The 16,946-nt window shown below is 69.1% G+C and carries 20 protein-coding genes; 5 read left to right on the forward strand and 15 right to left on the reverse strand.

Translation table 11 applies throughout. The features are described from left to right. Positions 1–24: 24 nt before the first annotated feature. The 6 genes from QMK34_RS05660 to QMK34_RS05685 form a co-directional block, all read right to left on the reverse strand. Positions 25–438 carry a MarR family winged helix-turn-helix transcriptional regulator gene (locus tag QMK34_RS05660; protein WP_326412268.1) on the reverse strand — a complete coding sequence of 138 codons (414 nt, stop codon included), beginning with the start codon at positions 436–438 and terminating at the stop codon, positions 25–27. Then, a complete protein-coding gene (locus QMK34_RS05665) occupies positions 435–1,880 on the reverse strand; it encodes an MFS transporter (protein WP_326412269.1) in 1,446 nt (481 codons plus the stop codon). The genes QMK34_RS05660 and QMK34_RS05665 overlap by 4 nt, the downstream gene beginning before the upstream one ends. Before the next feature lie 80 nt (positions 1,881–1,960). Further along, positions 1,961–2,398, reverse strand: coding sequence for an SRPBCC family protein (locus QMK34_RS05670; RefSeq protein ID WP_326412271.1), 438 nt, complete (start codon positions 2,396–2,398; stop codon positions 1,961–1,963). A 46-nt stretch (positions 2,399–2,444) separates the two neighbouring features. Continuing rightward, positions 2,445–3,404 carry a hypothetical protein gene (locus tag QMK34_RS05675; RefSeq protein WP_326412272.1) on the reverse strand — a complete coding sequence of 320 codons (960 nt, stop codon included), beginning with the start codon at positions 3,402–3,404 and terminating at the stop codon, positions 2,445–2,447. Then, positions 3,401–3,661: a helix-turn-helix domain-containing protein gene (locus tag QMK34_RS05680; protein WP_326412273.1), complete on the reverse strand. Its 261-nt coding sequence runs from the start codon at positions 3,659–3,661 to the stop codon at positions 3,401–3,403. The genes QMK34_RS05675 and QMK34_RS05680 overlap by 4 nt, the downstream gene beginning before the upstream one ends. Further along, positions 3,661–3,915 carry a hypothetical protein gene (locus QMK34_RS05685; protein ID WP_326412275.1) on the reverse strand — a complete coding sequence of 85 codons (255 nt, stop codon included), beginning with the start codon at positions 3,913–3,915 and terminating at the stop codon, positions 3,661–3,663. Before QMK34_RS05685 ends, QMK34_RS05680 begins: the two co-directional genes overlap by 1 nt. A gap of 194 nt (positions 3,916–4,109) precedes the next feature. Between QMK34_RS05685 and QMK34_RS05690 the strand changes: the two genes are divergently transcribed. Both QMK34_RS05690 and QMK34_RS05695 read left to right on the forward strand, forming a co-directional pair. Further along, positions 4,110–5,588 (forward strand): helix-turn-helix domain-containing protein, encoded by a 1,479-nt coding sequence (locus QMK34_RS05690; RefSeq protein ID WP_326412276.1) that lies wholly within the window; start codon positions 4,110–4,112, stop codon positions 5,586–5,588. A 106-nt stretch (positions 5,589–5,694) separates the two neighbouring features. After that, positions 5,695–6,627, forward strand: coding sequence for a hypothetical protein (locus QMK34_RS05695; protein ID WP_326412277.1), 933 nt, complete (start codon positions 5,695–5,697; stop codon positions 6,625–6,627). Between the two features lie 81 nt (positions 6,628–6,708). Here QMK34_RS05695 and QMK34_RS05700 read toward each other — a convergent pair whose 3' ends face one another. The 8 genes from QMK34_RS05700 to QMK34_RS05735 form a co-directional block, all read right to left on the reverse strand. Next, positions 6,709–7,194 carry a hypothetical protein gene (locus QMK34_RS05700; RefSeq protein WP_326412279.1) on the reverse strand — a complete coding sequence of 162 codons (486 nt, stop codon included), beginning with the start codon at positions 7,192–7,194 and terminating at the stop codon, positions 6,709–6,711. Between the two features lie 43 nt (positions 7,195–7,237). After that, the gene (locus QMK34_RS05705) at positions 7,238–8,035 is read right to left on the reverse strand and encodes an ABC transporter permease (RefSeq protein WP_326412280.1); all 798 of its coding nucleotides are present in this window, start codon (positions 8,033–8,035) and stop codon (positions 7,238–7,240) included. Next, positions 8,013–8,876, reverse strand: coding sequence for a 2-aminoethylphosphonate ABC transporter permease subunit (locus QMK34_RS05710; protein ID WP_326412281.1), 864 nt, complete (start codon positions 8,874–8,876; stop codon positions 8,013–8,015). Before QMK34_RS05710 ends, QMK34_RS05705 begins: the two co-directional genes overlap by 23 nt. Next, positions 8,873–9,952: an ABC transporter ATP-binding protein gene (locus tag QMK34_RS05715; RefSeq protein WP_326412283.1), complete on the reverse strand. Its 1,080-nt coding sequence runs from the start codon at positions 9,950–9,952 to the stop codon at positions 8,873–8,875. Before QMK34_RS05715 ends, QMK34_RS05710 begins: the two co-directional genes overlap by 4 nt. After that, positions 9,949–10,986, reverse strand: a complete 1,038-nt coding sequence (locus QMK34_RS05720) for a 2-aminoethylphosphonate ABC transporter substrate-binding protein (RefSeq protein WP_326412284.1) — start codon at positions 10,984–10,986, stop codon at positions 9,949–9,951. The genes QMK34_RS05715 and QMK34_RS05720 overlap by 4 nt, the downstream gene beginning before the upstream one ends. Positions 10,987–11,000: 14 nt before the next feature. Beyond that, entirely contained in the window at positions 11,001–11,672 is a 672-nt protein-coding gene (locus QMK34_RS05725; protein WP_326412285.1) for a phosphonatase-like hydrolase, read from the reverse strand. Next, complete coding sequence (locus QMK34_RS05730; RefSeq protein ID WP_326412287.1) at positions 11,669–12,787, reverse strand: TIGR03364 family FAD-dependent oxidoreductase; 1,119 nt, start codon at positions 12,785–12,787, stop codon at positions 11,669–11,671. Before QMK34_RS05730 ends, QMK34_RS05725 begins: the two co-directional genes overlap by 4 nt. Positions 12,788–12,963: 176 nt before the next feature. Continuing rightward, positions 12,964–13,725: a GntR family transcriptional regulator gene (locus QMK34_RS05735; RefSeq protein WP_326412288.1), complete on the reverse strand. Its 762-nt coding sequence runs from the start codon at positions 13,723–13,725 to the stop codon at positions 12,964–12,966. A gap of 78 nt (positions 13,726–13,803) precedes the next feature. Here QMK34_RS05735 and QMK34_RS05740 point away from each other — a divergent pair, with 78 nt between their 5' ends. The 3 genes from QMK34_RS05740 (at position 13,804) to QMK34_RS05750 (ending at position 16,310) form a co-directional block, all read left to right on the forward strand. After that, on the forward strand, positions 13,804–14,139 hold the full coding sequence (locus QMK34_RS05740; protein WP_326412289.1) for a PadR family transcriptional regulator: 336 nt from the start codon (positions 13,804–13,806) through the stop codon (positions 14,137–14,139). Then, positions 14,136–15,371 (forward strand): APC family permease, encoded by a 1,236-nt coding sequence (locus QMK34_RS05745; protein WP_326412291.1) that lies wholly within the window; start codon positions 14,136–14,138, stop codon positions 15,369–15,371. Before QMK34_RS05740 ends, QMK34_RS05745 begins: the two co-directional genes overlap by 4 nt. A 120-nt stretch (positions 15,372–15,491) precedes the next feature. Beyond that, positions 15,492–16,310: a S1 family peptidase gene (locus tag QMK34_RS05750; protein WP_326412292.1), complete on the forward strand. Its 819-nt coding sequence runs from the start codon at positions 15,492–15,494 to the stop codon at positions 16,308–16,310. A gap of 76 nt (positions 16,311–16,386) precedes the next feature. Here QMK34_RS05750 and QMK34_RS05755 read toward each other — a convergent pair. Continuing rightward, the coding region (locus tag QMK34_RS05755) for an alpha/beta fold hydrolase (protein ID WP_326412293.1) at positions 16,387–16,946 on the reverse strand (560 nt) is incomplete at its 5' end.

A 16,946-nucleotide genomic window follows, 5' to 3' on the forward strand; every position in this document is an offset into this window, starting at 1 on the left:
TGATCACGGGTGGCGGCAGGCTGATCACGCGTCGTCGAAGACGGCGGTGATCCGGGCCAGCTCGGCGAGGTCCGCGGGGTCGAGTGCCAGCAGCTCCGCCGGCGGGCGGCTCACGATCTGTTCCGCCCGCGCGGCCGCCACCACCCCCTCGGGCGTGACGGTGACGATCTTGCGGCGCCGGTCGGCGGGGTGCGCGGTGCGCTCGGCCAGGCCACGCTGTTCGAGGTCGTCCACCAGGAGAGTCGTGTACGGGCTGTCGACTTTGAGGCGGTCGGTCAGCTCGCGCATGGTCAACGGCTCCATCGCCAGGTAGCGCAGGGCCTTGATCTTGCTGAAGCTCATCCCCAGCGCTTCGCAGACTTCCTGACGGCGGTCGTGCCGTTCCAGCACCAGCGCCCGCAGGCGCGACCAGACCTGCACCGCCGTCTTCTCGTTCACCGGAAGGAGCTTACGGGCTCCCGGTGGTCGTCGGCGAGTTCGCCGGCGACGTGCTCGGCAGTCCGTTTCGCCCAGGCGCCGGTGCTGAGGAAACCGAGGACGAGCACCAGTACCCCGCAGCCCGCGATGATCCACCAGCCGGTGTGGCTCGCTTCGGCGAAACCGGTGTTGAACGGGCCGACGACGTGGGCCGTGACGACGGCGCCGATGATGGCCACGCCGAAGGAGGACCCGACCTGGCGGCTGGTCGACGCGATCGCCGCGGCGACCCCGGCCTGCGCGCGGGGCATCCCTGACACCGCCGCGTTGGTGATCGGCGCGTTGAGCATGCCGAAGCCGATCCCGAAGACCAGGTAGCCCACCATCAACAGGCCGATCGAGGTGTCCGCGCCGACGCCGCTGAGCAGCACGGCACTCACCGTGATGCTCGTGCCCGCCACCAGCAGCGGCAGCCGCGGGCCCCGCGTACTGATGAGCCGTCCGGAGATCGGCGCGAAGACGGCGGTCATCACGGCCATGGGCAGCGTGAGCAGGCCCGCGTCCAGCGCGGAAAACCCGCGTGCTTCCTGCAGGTAGAGCGAGTTGAGGAACAGGAACCCGGCCAGCGCGACGAACCCGCTGACCGCGATCATCGTCGCGCCGGAGAACGGCACGCTGCGGAAGAACCTCAGTTCCAGCAACGGTTCCGCGCGGCGGCGTTCGTGGAACACCAGCCCTGCCAAGGAAGCGACGGCGACGGTGAAGCAGCCGACGATCAGCGCCGAGCCCCAGCCTGCGTCGCGGCCTTCGATGATTCCGTAGGTGAGGCCGCCGAGGAACAGGATCACCAGCAGCTGCCCGACCGGGTCGGCCCGGCGGGCATGCGGCGCGCGGGATTCGGGCACGAACAACGCGGCGAGCACGAGCGCGGCGATGCCGACCGGGACGTTGATCCAGAAGATCGACCGCCAGCCCGCCGAGCCGACGAGCGCGCCGCCGACCACCGGGCCGACCGCCATGCTCAGCCCGACGACCCCGGCCCACATGCCGATCGCGCGGGCGCGTTCCTTGGGCTCGGTGAAGGTGTTGGTGATGATCGACATGGCGACCGGGTTGAGCATCGACCCGCCGATCGCCTGCACCATGCGGAACACGATGAGCAGCCCGATGCTCGGCGCGAGCCCGCACAGCAGCGAGCCGAGGGTGAACAGCACCAGCCCCGTCTGGAACGTGCGGCGGCGGCCGACGCGGTCGGCGGTGGAGCCCGAGAGCATGAGCAGGCTGGCGAGCACGAGCGTGTAGGCGTCGATCGTCCACTGCAGACTCGGCACCGACGCGTGCAGGTCGTGCTGGATGGACGGCAGCGCCAGGTTCACGATCGTGGAGTCCAGCCCGACGATGAACAGGCTCAGGCAGCAGATGGCCAGCACGGCCATTCTGCGGTTACGGCTCAGTTCAGGCATGCGACCCCCGTTAGTTGTACGACTATAATGATTATAGTAGTACAACTAACGGGGGTCGTACAGCCCGGCCCGTCCACCCCTCAGCCCGGGAACATCTCGCCGAGGCGGGCCAGGGTCTTGTCGATGCCCTGTTTGTTCTTCTTCGGGAAGAAACTGAGACCGATCAGGATCGGGGCCTTGGCCGTGGACCAGTCGAAGGTCTCGGTGATCCTGGTCTTGCCGTCCTCGGTGGGCTCGAGCTCCCAGCGCCACCGGTGGCCGTTGAAGTGGCGCCACGCGATGAGCCGGTCCTCTTCGAACTCGACCACGGTGTTCTGGATCTTGTACGGCGCGCCCATCTTCATGTCCATGCCGAAGGTAGTGCCGAGCGAGAGCCGCTCCGGCCCGCCCGCGCGGGCGGCGCGGACCGTGCCCGAGCCGTCGATCAGTGGATGTTGTGCCGGATCGACCAGCAGCTCGAAGATCCTGTCCGGCGTGGTGGCGACCACCGCAGTGCCAGAGACCTGACGATTTCCCATGGTCACAGCCTAGGGTGCCGCCACCTACCGGACAGTATGAAAGGACCTACTTTTCGACGGTGTTCTTCAGCACCACGGTGCGCTCGCCCAGCGGCGCGGCCAGCGTGACGGAGACGACCGGGTACCGGATGTCCATCGTGCACATCTGGCCCGTCTGCCCCTTCTTCTCGGTCAGGTTCACCACGACCTGCTGGCCGTTCTGCACCGACGCCTCACCGATCGCGTGCCCGCAGCCGCCCTCGACGGCCTTGATGCTCAGGACCGTGCCACCGTTTCCGGTGTACACCGCCTTGGGGAAGTCGGCGGGCAGCGCGGCCGCGTCGATCTGTTTCGGCGGGACCGGGGTGCTGCCTTCGGGCACCTCCAGCTTCGGTTTCGGCGGCGGGGTCGCCACCGGGCCCGAGGGCCGCAGCTCCGGCGAACCCGGCAAGACGCTCTCACTCGGGGCCGCCGTGCTGCTGGCGGCCGCTGGTTGACTGGTCACCGTGTCTTGACCGGCACAGGCCGTCGCCGCGACGAGGATCATGCCCGTACCGACCAATTTCGCTAAGCACCTCATGCCGGACAAGACGGAGTGAACGCGGTGGCGGGTTGCACCGAGGCGTGGATCAGGTTGTGGTGGGGGACCGGGACAGTCCGCCCGGGTGACCGCTTCGAGGGCGAACGCGTGGTGGCCCCACTTCGAGCGGGCGTCCGCGTAGACAGACCAGCCGCGCATCGCGCGGTAAGCGACTTCGCCGCGAATCTCCGCGGACCGGCCCACCGAGCACAAGGCCTCCCAGCGGAGGGCGTGGCGGTTCCAGACGTAGACCGTCCCGTCGAGATCGACGGCCCGCGCGGCCAGCCAGCTTCCCGTCTCGCGCGGCGACCCCAGCGGCACTCCAGAGCCGGTTGCCAGCCGCGCGTCCCGCTGCGCGGCCGGATCCACCGGCCCAGTCCCCGGCTGCTGGTAGGCGTGCCAGTGCAGACCCAGCGCCCGCCAGCGGGGGATCGGTATCGCCGTCACGAGTCGTGCGAGATCAGCACGAACCGCAACGTGTAGCCCAGTGCCTCGGCGTACGCGGCCAGGTGCCGGACCAAGGCCGTGGAGAAGTAGTCGTTGGCCTCGAGCCGGGACACCGACGACGTCGGCAGACCCGCCGCCTTGCCGATGTCCGCCTGCGACAGGCCCAAAGCCCGGCGCAGGGCGACCAACTCGATCACCATCGGCGCCACTCCGGACATCGAAGCCCTCGCCGGTACGGACACCTTCACCTCGCCCATCACCGCTGCCGCCGTGACGCGGCGGCGTGCCGCCCGCCATGACGACGCGGACGCACGCGCACCAGCCGTACCGACTCCCGCGCATTCGCCAGCGCCCGGCACCGCACGCATACTCCGCCAGGCTCCGCGCACATCGACCCGGACACGAACCGAGCGCCGCAGAGAGCCACGAATACTCCGCCGCGCGTGGTGATCGAGGCCGCCAGGTCGTCGTCGTCCACCGCGTGGTCGACCGTTCCGCCCGCGGCCGTCACCCACGTCAGATGAACCCGTACTGTCTCCACGCCGCTCGCACTCCCGTCACGTCGATCGATTCGAGATCAACGATCGTGGGTACGCACTCCAGGTGTCCAAGTCCCGGTGGTCCACCTTGGCTAGGATTGATGACAGGCAGGCATAGTCGCTGGTCAAAGCGGTACGGATTTCAGCCACACGAAGGGAAATGCCCATGCAGGCTGAGCAGTCCTGGCTGTCGTCGAAGGCGGCAGCGGAGTTCGAACTGAACACGGACCTGCTCCCCGAGGTGCTGAAGGAATACAGATCGGCTCACGGGCTCAACCAGGCGGATCTCGCGCAGATACTGAGCCTTGACCAGTCCTACGTTTCCAAGATCGAGAACGGCCAACGCCAAGTCAGGGATCTCGAAGTCCTGCTCCGCATCGCCACCCAGCTGGACCTGCCGCCCGGCCGGCTTGGCCTTGCCGGACACCTGCTGCGACCGGTGAGCACCCCGGCGGGCTCGGCGCTGGTCGGCCAGGTCGACACGGTCCAGCTCAGTCAGACCGCGTGGAAACGTGCTCGGCGAGACCTGAACCGGCGAAGGGGTGAGCTGGCCCGAGCAGCCGCCGAGCTCTACCGGCCCGAGTCCCGCATCGGCGACGCCCCGTTCCTCGCGAGGAGGGACTGGATCCCCAGCGGACCCTTGAAGCTTGACGACATCGAGCTCGAGTGGTCGGAAGGGCCCGCGCCGCTGACGGTCACCGGAGCAGAGCCGGAAGCCGATCCAGTGCTGCCGATGCGGGCACCCGGGCGGCGGTTCGACCGGTACACGGCCGCGATCCGTTATCTTGATCCACCCGCGCTCTTCGAGAACCGGTCCAGCTACCGGCTGCTGGACGCGAAGCTCACCGCTGACGGCGGCAAGATGAGGTTCGCACTGGCGACGTACTTCGACAAACTGGACCTGTCCGAGGCCATCGCCCACGAACTGTCGGTTTCCACTTCGGCGCAGGGTAACGAAATCCGAGCCGACTGGGCTGAGCTTCCGCTGCGAAGCCTGATCGGAGATCCTTTCGACCTCCGCCGCCGAGCGCTCATGCCCGCCATCGAAACCCTCACCCTTCGACGCGACCGGGCCACGGGAAACGCGACGTTCCTGCTTCACTGGCGAGACCCCGAGAAAGTCGCGACGGCGGCAGGGATCTACGGGCTGATTCCGGCGGGCGAATTCCAGCCCTCCACCATCGCCAGCCGGGATCGGCAGAACGACTTCGACCTCTGGCGGAACATGGTCAGGGAGTACTCGGAAGAAATCCTCGGGGAACCCGAGCGTGACGGCAGCCAAGCCGAGCCGCTCGACTACGACGCGTGGCCGCTCTATCGCGACCTGGAAAAAGCGAAAGAAGACGGCTCGGTGACGCCGTACTGTCTGGGAGTCGGCCTCGACACACTCACCCTCACCGCCACGATCCTGACGGTCGTCGTCATCGACGACCACGTCTTCGACACCCTGTTCGGCGCGGCGGTGGCAGTCAACGCCGAGGGCTCACTGGTCGCCGCAGCCGAGTCGTCGTCGGTCACCGACGGACTCCCGTTCACCGAGGAAACGGTACGGAGACTGACCACCCGGGAGCCAATGGCGTCACCCGGAGCATGCATCCTCGGCCGGGCGTGGAAATTTCGCGAACAGCTCCTTCGTGCCGACTGACTGGCCAGCGAGGTGGATCCCGGGCACGCTGAACGCCAAGCTCCGCCCACTTCTTGCCCCCCATCCCGAATCCGCTGTCTCCGACGATGGGTCGTTTGACGAGATCATGGCAAAGATCCGGCGATCCGAGGTCAGCACGGAAACAATCGAGCATCTGCTGGCGGTCACCGAAGACCTGTGCTGCCAGTACGCCTGGCGCGACACCGGGGAATTGCGTCTCGACGCATTGATCTGGCTGAAGCACGTGAAGAACCTGCTCGATGGGCCTTGTTCTCTTCGAAATCACCGAGACCTCTTGGTGGCCGCCGGCTGGCTGTCGTTACTCATCGGGTGCGTTGAGTACGATAGGGGCAACCGGTATGGCGCCGAGATGGCCAGATCTGGGGCCTACCACCTCGACAAGGAGTCCGGGCACGGTGAAATCGCGGCCTGGTCCTTCGAGATGGGCGCCTGGTTCGCGCTCACCCAGAACAATTTCGACACAGTCGGCAAATTCGTTAACGGCGGCATCCTGGCCGCTCCGCACTCGTCCGTGACGGTTCAACTGTCGGCATTGCAGGCAAAAGCACAGGCCCGGATGGGCGAGCCCGTCGATGGCATCCTCGACCACGGCTTCGCCAAGCTCGCCAAACATGACAATCCGTCGCGCCCGGAGAATCACTTCGTCATCGATCCCACAAAATGGGACTTCTACGCAATGGATTGCTATCGCATCTCGGGACAGGACGACAAGTCCGCGAACCACGCACACGAGGTGCTGCGGCTGTCAAAACGAGCAGACGGAACCGAGAAGTCACCGATGCGAGCAGCCGAGGCAACACTGACCCTGGCGATCCTGGCCTTGCGGGAGGGTAACCTGGAAGGCGCCGAAAGCCTGACGGATCAAGCGCTGGACGCGCAGCGCAGATCGGTCAACTCGCTGATGCTGGTCACGACCGAAGTCAGCCGCGAAGCGCGGAGAATATACACGCACGATCCCGCGACGAAGTCACTTCGGGACAAAATCGACCTCTTTCACTCGCAACTGTCACACCCCTGAGGTCCACGCGAACAGCTCCTTCGTGCCGAGTGAACGACAGGGGCGGGGCCGCCCCCGACCGCGCGGTCCCGCCCCTTGCCGTCACCCTTGTCGCAGCACCACCGTGCGCTGCCCCAGCGGCGCGTTCAGCGTCACCGGCACCACGACTTCGCGGATGTGCATCGCGCACATCTGGCCTTTAGGGCCGTTGGTCTGGGTCACCAGCACCACGACCTGCTTCTCGTTCTGCTCGCCCGCCGCGGCGCTGACCTTGAGACAGCCGCCTTCTTCGGCGTGCAGGTCGAGCACCGCGCCGCCGTTCGCCGAGGACAACTCGTGCGGATAGCCCTGCGGCAGTGCGCTCACGTCGATCTGCGACGGGGGCAGCAGGCGGTCGGAGCCCGGGACGCCCTGAGTCGGCTGGCTCACTGGCGGCTGCGTGGCCGGAGGCGCGGGTGCGCTGCTCGGCAACGAGGTGACCGGCTCGACCGGTGGTGCGGCCGTGCCGGGGGCCGTCCAGCCCTGCCCGCAGGCCGTGGCCGTCACCAGGATGAGCCCCGCTCCGAACGCCTTCGCCGCTCTTCTCATGCTCCCCAGACGAGGCGGGACCCCGTCCGGGTTGCATCAAGCGTCATCTTTGTGCCGCACGCCCCCTGACCAGGCCCAGCAGTACGACTCCGCCGAGGGTGACGGCCAGCAGCAGCACCGTGCTCGCCGAGGCGAGGAACACCTGACCACGGTCGGTGAGCGCGAAGATGCTCGCGGGCAGCGTGCGCCAGTCCGGCGGGTAGAGCATCATCGTCGCGCCCAGCTCGCCCATCGACATCGCCAGCGCGAGGCTCGCCGAGGCCGACATCGCGGGCAGCAGGACCGGGATCCGCACCTTGAGCAGCACCCTGGCGGGGCTCGCGCCCAGGCTCGCCGCCGCCTGCGCCAGCAGCGGGTCGGCGCGGGCGATCGCGGCGGACACCGTGCTGTAGGAGAACGGCAGCAGGATCATCAGGTGCCCGAGCAGCACGATCCAGCGGGTCCCGTTGAGCGCCAGCGGCGGACGGCTGAACGCCACCAGCAGCGCGAGCCCCAGCACCACCGACGGCACCGCGATCGGCAGATGGAACACCGTGTCGACGAGCTTGCGCACCCGCGACGGCGCGCCCCGCGCGGCGAGCGCGGCCCAGGTGCCGAGCACCACCGACACCGCCGACGCGATCACGCCGGTCTGCAGGCTCACGGACAGGCTGGCGAACGTCTCGCCGGAAAACGCGTCGGCGTAATGGGAACCGGTGAAAGCGCTCGGGAACACGCCGGTCCACTGGCCCGCGAACGACGCCAGCACGATCATCACCAGCGGGGCCAGCACGACGGCGGTGAACAGCACCCCGAACACCGTCCAGACGATGGCCTTGCTACGCCGCGTCCACAGCAGCACGCCGCTCACCCCTTCCGATGGCCCAGCGGTAAGTCCCATACAGGACAAGGGAAAGCGCCACGTTGACCATCGCGACCACGCAGGCCTGCGGGAAGTCGAAAGTGACGATCCCCTTGCTGTAGATCAGCGTCGGCAAAGTGGTCACGTCCTTCGCGCCGAGGAACAGCACGATGCCGAACTCGTTCATCGCCAGCAGCATGGTCAGGCACGCACCGGACGCCAGTGCGGGCACCGCTTCCGGCAGGATCACCCGCCACAGCACGCGTCCCGGCTTCGCGCCGAGACTGGCCGCGACCTCCATCTGCGCCGCCGAGACCTGGCTGAACCCGGCCAGCGCCGGGCGCATCACGAACGGGGTGTAGAAGGTGATCTCGGCCAGCAGCACGCCCCACGGCGAGTACAGGAAGCCGCCGGAGCCGAACACGCCCGCGCTGCCGTAGAGGAACGTGAACGCGAGCGCGATCAGGAACGACGGGAACGCGAGCACGGTGTCCACCAGCCTGGACAACGTCCGCGCGCCGGGGAACGGCACGAAAGCGATCACCAGCGCGAGAAACGTCCCGAGCAGCACGCAGCCGACGGTCGAGCCGAGCGCGAGTGCCACGGTGCGCCAAGCGGCGTCGAGGAATTCCGACGAGCCCAGCACCTCCGCCCAGACGGACAGTCCGAACTCGCCGGTCTTCGACTCCAGCGACTGCGCGGCGACGAGCACCAGCGGGTAGCCGAAGAACCCGAGCAGCACGACCAGCGGCGGCAGCAGCCAGGGCAGCCAGCCGCGTCGCACCTGCCCGCGCTCACGGACCCGGCGCGGTGCGACGGCCTCCAGCACGAGCCCGCTCACAGCGCGCTCCCCAGCCCGACCAGTGGGCAACCGTCCGGAATGGACACTCCGATCGGTTCGCCGACGCCGGGCAGCCCGTCGACGCTGGGCACCTCGGCCCGGATCGCGCAGCCGTTGGCCGTGAGTTCCAGGTCGAGCCGGAACCCGCTCCCCCGCCACTGCACGCCCTTGACCAGCGCGGTCAGCGCGCCCGGCGTGTTCACCGCCTGGACGCCGACGCGGTGCGGACGCACACCGAGCGCGACGGCCTGCCCCTGACCGAACGCACCCGTGGGCTCCGCGGAAAGCTCGCGTTCGCCGAGCCGCACGGTGACGAGCTTGCCGCCGTCGGCCGTGATCAGCTCCACCGGGATGAGATTCGACGCGCCGAGGAAGCTCGCCGTGAACTCGGTCGTCGGACGCTGGTAGAGCTCCTGGCACGGACCGAGTTCGATCAACTTCGAATCGCGCATGACGGCGATGCGGTCCGCCAGCGCGAGCGCTTCACCCTGGTCGTGCGTGACGTAGATCAGTGTGGTGTCGGGCAGTTCGGCGCGCAGCCGCAGCAGTTCGGCGACCATGTCCTCGCGCAGCGCGGCGTCCAAAGCGGACAGTGGCTCGTCGAGCAGCAGGACCCCCGGCCGGATGGCCAGCGCCCGTGCCAGCGCGACGCGCTGCTGCTGACCACCGGAGAGCTCGCGCGGGTAGCGACGGGCGTACTTGCCCATCCCGACCAGGTCGAGCACCTCGGCGACCCGCTTGCCGATCTCGCCGCGCGGCGCTTTGCGGGCCTTGAGCCCGAACGCGACGTTGTCCGAGACCTTCATGTGCGGGAACAGCGCGTAGCTCTGCACGACGACCCCGAGGCCGCGCCGGTGCGGCGGCAGGTCGGTGACGTCCTCGCCGTCGAGGAACACCCGGCCCGCACTCGGCCGGACGAACCCGGCGAGCGCCTTGAGCGCCGTCGACTTGCCCGAACCCGAGGGACCGAGCATGGCGAGCGTTTCGCCGCGTGCGACGGTCAGGTCCAGTGGCGCAAGCGCTTGCGTCTGTCCGAAATGGACCGAAACGCCCCGGAACTCGACGGCCGCGCTCATCGCCCGACGGCCTTCTTGTACGCGGCGAGGTCGGTGTCGAGCTTGGCCAGCACCGTGTTCCAGTCCGGCTGCCAGATGTCGACCCCGGCGAGCGCGGCCTTGACCTTGTCCGCGCGCGGACCGGACGGCGTGACGTCGGTGCGCACGGGAACGCCGTAAGCGTCGACGGCCTTGGCCTGGACCTCGGGCGAGAACAGGAAGTCGAGCAGCTTCTTGGCGTTGTCTGCGTGCGGGGCGCCGGTGACGAGCCCGGCGTAGTACGGCAGCGCGAAAGTGGAGCGCTTGCCCTGCGCGTCGGCCGGGAAGAAAACGTCGAAGCCGCCGCTCTTGTCGATCTCGGCGAGGTTCATCTGCACGTCACCGTTGGCGGCGAGGATCTCGCCCTTCGCGACCTTGGGCTGCAGCTTGCCGGTGGACGAGGACGGGCCGACGTTGTTCGCCTCCAGCTTGGCGAGGTAGTCGAGCGCGCCCTGGTCGCCGAGCACGTGCTGCAGCTGCAGCAGCACCGCGGTGCCGTCGCCAGCCTCGCCGGGGGTGGAGTACTGGATCTTGCCCTTGAACCGGCCGTCGAGCAGGTCGTTCCAGGTCTTCGGGGCGGGCGTAGCCTGCTTCGGGTTGTAGATGAAGCTGAGGTAGTTGTTCATGATGGCGAAGTAGCGGCCCTGCGCGTCCCGCTGCGCGGCCGGGACCTTGTCGAGGCCCACCGGGGTGGACGGCGCGAGCAGCCCTTGCGACGCGACCCGCTGGATGAACGGCGGCAGCGTGACGAGAATGTCGGCCTGGGTGTTGGACTTCTCCTTCTCCACCCGCGACGCGACCTCGCCGGAGCCCGCGGTGACGGCCTGCACGGTGATCCCGGTCTGGGTCTTGAACTCCTCGAAGCGCTGGGCGTACCAGTCTTCGAGACCGTCCACTGTGTACACGGTGACGGACTGGCCGCCGGCGCTCGCCGCCCCGGTGCCGCCGCACGCGGACAGGACGGCCAGCATCAGCCCGGCGAGCGCGAGGCCCGCGGCGCGTGTCTTGGTCTTCATGTCTCGAAAGCTCCTCAAGCCAGTAGGGAAGGAAGGTCGCGGATGGAATCGAGCACGTGCGTGGCCCCGGCTTCGGCGAGCTCTGCCCGCGAACCGGAACCGGTCAGGACACCCGCCACGACCGAGGCGCCGGAGCGCAGGCCGGACAGGACGTCGGACGGGGTGTCCCCGGCGACGGCGATCCGCCGCACGTCGGTGACTCCCAGCCGCAGCGCCGCGGCGAGGACGAGGTCGGGGAAGGGACGGCCGCGGACGCCGTCACCCGGGGCGAGCGCGAGGTCCGCGAGGTCGGCCCAGCCGAGCGCGTCGAGGATGGAGCGCTGGGTGGCGGGGGCGAAGCCGGTGCTGAGGGCGACCTTGACGCCGTCGGCGCGCAGGCCGCGGATGACGTCCTCGGCACCGGGGATGGGCTCGCACCGGCCGTCGGCGACGAGCTTGGCGTAGGCGTTTTCGAACTCCGAGTTGGCGCGCCGCGCCAGGTCTTCGTCGCCGTCGAGCAGGGCGCGGAAGACGGTGATCTTCGACTGGCCCATGGTTTCGACGACGTAGTCGAGCATACCGGGGTAGCGACTGTCCTCTTCGGACACCCCGGCGGCCGCGACGGCGGCGGTGAAGGCGCGCACGACCAGGCCGTCGTCGGCGACGGTGGTCCCGGCCATGTCCAGTACGACGAGTTCGGTGTTCACAGGCCTAGCTCCTCTGCGGTGTCTTCGGCGATGGCGGGCGAGCACGTCATCCCGCGCCCGCCCGGCCCGGTGACCAGCCAGGCGTTCGGCGCGACCCGCGCGCGGTGCACGATCAGCGCGGGATCGGTGGCCTGGGCGTAGACCCCGGCCCAGCGGCGCGCGATGCGCGGCAGCGCGCGGCCCAGCAGCGCACTGGCGGCCTCGGTCAGGTGGTCGTAGGGGTCTTCGGTGACGTCGAAGGAGAACGGCTCGTCGTACTCATGGGTGTCGCCAATGGTCAGCGAGCCGTCGAGGCGCTGGACCATGAGCAGCTGCATCTTGTGCGCAGCCGGGATCGGCCCCTGCGGCTGACCGGCATTGAGCCCGTCGAGCGCGGAGCCGCGATAGGCCGGGTAGTAGCGGAAGCTGTCGGCATCCGCGACGCTGGTGGTGAGCCGCTCGCCGAGCGGCTCGGTCTGCGCCATCTGCAGCCTGACCCGCCGCACGGGCGCCGCCCCGGCGAGCTCCTTGACCAGCCCCCCAAGCCAGGCCCCGGTGCACAGCAGCACGAGGTCTGCGCCGTGGCGCTCACCCCGATCATCGACGACACCGCTGCCGGTCAGCTCCCGAACCTCACGCCCCGGCAACCACTGGTACCGGCCGGTGACCTCGAGCGCGGCACGCAGCGCGGGCTGAGCGACCCGCGGCTCGACTGCGGCGTCACGGTCACACCACAGGGCACCGAGCAAGTCCCCGCGCAAGGCGGGATTCAGCTCCAGCACCTCGACGGCGTCCAGCAGCTTGAACCCATGATCGGCGGCCCCCGCACCGCCGACGACCTCAAGCGCGACAGCACGTTCCGCCTCGGTCCGCAGCACGGTGAGCGACCCGTTGGCCCGGAAACCGACCCCGGGCACCTGCCCGCCGATCTCCTCCCAAAGCCGCCGGGCCCGCAAGGCCGTCGTCAACTCGAGCCCGGACGACCGCCCCCCGACCCAGACGAGCCCGAAGTTACGCACAGACGCGCCCCGGGCCTCGGCCTCGCGTTCGATCTGCACCACGTCATGACCACGTTGGACGGCCTGCCAAGCATGCATGGTGCCCAGCACCCCGCCACCCACAATAAGAATTCGCACACCCGGAACGGTCGCCGCCGACCACCAACGGCACCTGACAACTCCCCCAACTCCCGGTGAAATACCCCCGAATATTGGACCAGATCAGTTATCATTCCGTGACATTTGATGGTCCCTGAAGGCCACCATGACGGCGTTAGACGCTGTCATGGTGGCCTTCAGGGACAGTCGAAAACTCAGGTGAGAGCGCCGAGGCGGGTCATGAAGGACAGGCGGTCGCCCCGGAAGAGGGAGCGCACCCGCTCGAACGGCTCACCGTCGGGCCCCCACGACACCCGGTGCATCAGCAGCATCGGCAGGGCCGGGTTGGTCCCGATCAGCAGCGCCTCCCGCGGCGTGGCGAGCACCGTCTCGACCCGCTCCTCCGCGCCCTCGAACACCACCCCGAGCTGATCCCGCAAGCACGCGTAGAGCGACTGCTCGGGATCAAACACCTCCATCAGCCGGGGAAACCGCTCGGCCCGGAGGTAGGTCGACTCCAGCCCCACCCGATCACCATCGGCGAGCAGGACCCGCTCGATGTGAATCACATCGTCGGCCGGCCCGATCCTGAGCTCGGCGGCCAGCGCGTCCCCGGCAGGCCGGCGTTCGAGCGTGATCAGGTTCCGGCCGGGCTCGATTCCCTGCTGCCGCAAACCCTCGGTGTAGCTGACCAGCGCGAGCGGCTGCACCAGCTTCGGCCCGGCGACATAGGTCCCGCTCCCCTGCCGCTTGCGCAGCCTGCCCTCCAGCACCAGCTCGTCCACGGCCTGCCGCACAGTCGCGCGCGAAACCCCGAACCGCTCGCACAGCTCACGTTCGGTCGGCAGCGCGGCACCTTCGCCGAGCTCGGCGATGACGTCGAGCAGCTCGACCTTGACCGCGTAGTAGCGCGGGATGCGGCCGTGCTCGGGGATCCCGGCGTTGACGGGGCCGTCGCCGGGGGAATGGGCTTGCACGAAGCACGAGCTTAATGGTCACGTTGCCGGTACCCCTTGACGCCGGGCCGGACTCGGCTCACGATATCGGGCATCGACATGGACGTGGTTCGGGAATTCCAGCAGGGCGCCGTGCGGCTGCACGTGTTGCACCACGCGTCCGCCGGAGAGGTGCACGGCGCCTGGCTGAGCGAGGAGCTGGCCCGCCACGGCCACCGCATCTCCCCCGGCACCCTGTATCCCTTGCTGCACCGGATGCAGACCGCCGGGTTGCTCATCTCGCGTCAGCTCGTGGTGGACGGCCACACGCGGCGGCTGTACCGCGCCACGAAACGGGGTCGCGACGCGCTGACGGCTTGCCGCGCGGCGTTGCAGGAGCTGTCGAACGAGTTGCTGCCGACGACCTTCCGCGTCCGGAAGGCCCCGAGGTTGTGACCTCGAACGAGCTGCGCCGTCACCTCGGTGTCCGCGACGCGGTGTTACTGGGCCTCGGCTCGATGATCGGCGCCGGGGTGTTCGCCGCCCTCGCCCCGGCGGCCCGTGCGGCCGGATCCGGGCTGCTGCTCGGCCTGGCGATCGCCGCCGTCGTGGCGTACTGCAACGCGACTTCGTCGGCCCGGCTCGCCGCCGTGTATCCCTCGTCCGGCGGTACCTACGTGTACGGCCGCGAGCGGCTCGGCGAGTTCTGGGGTTACCTGGCCGGTTGGGGGTTCGTGGTCGGCAAGACCGCGAGCTGCGCGGCGATGGCGCTGACCGTCGTCACCTACGCGGCGCCAGGGCTCGGGCAGCCGTGGCGGAGCCTGCTGGCCGTGGCCGTCGTCGCGGCGCTGACGGGGGTCAACTACCGAGGCGTGCGGCGGTCGGCGCTCGCGACCCTCGTCATCGTGACGGTCACGCTGCTCGTCCTGGCCGTCGCGATCTCGGCCGTCGCCTTCGCCGGGCCGCCTCGCGCAGGCGGGCTCGGTGCGTTCACCGGCACCGGCGTGGGCGGCGTCCTCGAAGCCGCCGGGCTGCTGTTCTTCGCTTTCGCGGGCTACGCGCGCATCGCGACGCTCGGCGAAGAGGTCCGCGATCCGGCCCGCACGATCCCCCTGGCCATCCCGATCGCGCTCGGACTCACCCTCGTCGTCTACGCCGTCCTGGCCGTGGTGCTGCTGCTACGACTCGGCCCGGGACAGCTCGGGGCGGACGCCGACCCGATCGCCGCGGCGGTGTCGGCCTCGAATTGGCACTGGCTGACCCCGGTGATCCGCGGCGGCGCGGCGCTGGCCGCGCTCGGCTCGCTGCTGGCACTGGTGCTCGGCGTCTCCCGCACGACACTGGCGATGGCCCGCGACGGCCACCTGCCGCGGTTCCTCGCCTCGGTCCATCCCCGTTTCGGTGTGCCGCACCGGGCCGAGGTCGCGGTCGGCGTCGTGGTCTCCGTGCTGGTCTGCACGACGGATCTCCGCGGTGCGATCGGATTTTCCTCGTTCGCCGTGTTGGCGTATTACACGGTGGCGAATGCGAGTGCGTTGACGCTGCGTCGCGATTTCATCGGCGCCACGGGGCTGGCCGGGTGTCTGGTCCTGGCAGTCAGCCTGCCACTGGCTTCGGTGGTGACCGGCTGTTGCGTTCTCGCGGCCGGCGCCGCGGCCTTCGCCGTGCGCCGCGTGACGCGAAATTAACCAACTGCCCGAAAGATCCGAAGAAAGTTGGTTGTCCCGGTGTGTGCCGCTCTGCTGTAGTCAGTGAGCCTGATCCCCCGCTCCTCAGATTCCACTGTGGACATCGGAAGGAATAATCCCTTGGACGCCAAGAGATGGTTCACCCTGCTCAAAAAATCGGCGATCGGTGCGGTCGCGGCCGCCACGATGTTCGGCCTGGCCTCGCCGGCCCTGGCAGCTCAACCCCCGGCCGACCCGAGCGGCGCGCAGCCGAGCGTCGTCGGCGGCAGCCGAGCCGCACAGGGGGAATTCCCTTGGATGGTCCGGCTTTCGATGGGCTGTGGTGGCGCGCTCTACACGAACCAGATCGTGCTGACCGCCGCGCACTGCGTCACGCGCACCGGGGCCAACACGAGCATCACCGCCACGCTGGGGGTGATCGACCTGCAGAGTTCCAGCGCCAAGAAGGTGAAGTCGACCTACGTCTACCGGTCGCCGACGTATGACACCGCGACCGGCGGTGACTGGGCGCTGATCAAGCTGGCCAGCCCGGTGACCGGGATCGCGACCCTGCCGATCGCGTCGACGGCGACCTACAACACCGGCACGTTCACCGTGGCGGGCTGGGGCGCGGCGACCGAGGGCGGCGCGCAGCAGCGCTACCTGCTCAAGGCGCAGGTCCCGTTCGTGTCCGACGCCACCTGCCAGGCGCAGGGCGGGATCTACAGCGACATGATCCCGAGCGCCGAGATCTGCGCGGGGAACCTCACCGCGGGCGGCGTCGACACCTGCCAGGGTGACTCCGGCGGCCCGATGTTCCGCCGGGACAACAACAACGCCTGGATCCAGGTCGGCATCGTCAGCTATGGCGAAGGCTGTGCCCGGCCGCACGCACCCGGCGTCTACACCGAGGTGAGCGCCGTCGCCAGCAAGATCGCGTCGGCGGCTTCGGGTCTCTAACCGCTTCGACGTTTCTCCCCTCCCCCGACGCTGAGCCTCGGACTTTCGCTGGAAAGTCCGAGGCTCAGCGCGTTTCTCAGCCCAGGAACTTCTCGACGGTCGCGACGAACCGGGCGGGGTCGTCGAGCCAGGGGAAATGACCCGCGCCCGGCTGGACGACGAACTCGGCGTTGGGGAACAGCCCGGCGTATCCGGCCACGGACTCCGGGACGGAGTTCAAGTCGACCTCTCCGGCGATCAGCAGCACGGGCGCGTCAAAAGTGCCGAGCGCCGCGCGAGTGACTTCGGGCGCGAAAGCGCCTTCAGCGGCGAACGCGCCCGAGATTTCCGCGTCCTTCTGCTCGGCCTCGGCTGCCTTGTGCGCCTGGGCCACGGCGTCCCATCGGCCGTACCAGAAGGGCGCGATGGCGGCCCAGTCGTCGTCCGTGGCCTGGCCGGTCACCACCCTTTCGAAGGCCGCCGACGCGACCTCGAACCAGGGCTCGCCCCGGCGCAGCCGCACGACCTCGCCCCGCTGCTCGCCGGAAACGACGATGCCGACGGCCGCGGCGCTCGGCGTCACCAGTACCAAGCTGCTGACACGGTCCGGGTGACGCTCGGTGTAGCGCGCGGCGAGATTCGTCCCGGCGGAGTGCC

Source organism: Amycolatopsis sp. H20-H5 (genome assembly GCF_035828755.1).
In the GTDB taxonomy this organism is placed as follows: Bacteria; Actinomycetota; Actinomycetes; order Mycobacteriales; family Pseudonocardiaceae; genus Amycolatopsis.

Bases quoted from the DNA above. Each gene is read 5' to 3' on its own strand.
- QMK34_RS05695 (WP_326412277.1), top strand. From the start codon at position 5,695: ATGGCAAAGATCCGGCGATCCGAGGTCAGCACGGAAACAATCGAGCAT.
- QMK34_RS05690 (WP_326412276.1), top strand. From the start codon at position 4,110: ATGCAGGCTGAGCAGTCCTGGCTGTCGTCGAAGGCGGCAGCGGAGTTC.
- QMK34_RS05700 (WP_326412279.1), bottom strand. From the start codon at position 7,194: ATGAGAAGAGCGGCGAAGGCGTTCGGAGCGGGGCTCATCCTGGTGACG.
- QMK34_RS05670 (WP_326412271.1), bottom strand. From the start codon at position 2,398: ATGGGAAATCGTCAGGTCTCTGGCACTGCGGTGGTCGCCACCACGCCG.
- QMK34_RS05665 (WP_326412269.1), bottom strand. From the start codon at position 1,880: ATGCCTGAACTGAGCCGTAACCGCAGAATGGCCGTGCTGGCCATCTGC.
- QMK34_RS05715 (WP_326412283.1), bottom strand. From the start codon at position 9,952: ATGAGCGCGGCCGTCGAGTTCCGGGGCGTTTCGGTCCATTTCGGACAG.
- QMK34_RS05740 (WP_326412289.1), top strand. From the start codon at position 13,804: ATGGACGTGGTTCGGGAATTCCAGCAGGGCGCCGTGCGGCTGCACGTG.
- QMK34_RS05720 (WP_326412284.1), bottom strand. From the start codon at position 10,986: ATGAAGACCAAGACACGCGCCGCGGGCCTCGCGCTCGCCGGGCTGATG.
- QMK34_RS05680 (WP_326412273.1), bottom strand. From the start codon at position 3,661: ATGGGCGAGGTGAAGGTGTCCGTACCGGCGAGGGCTTCGATGTCCGGA.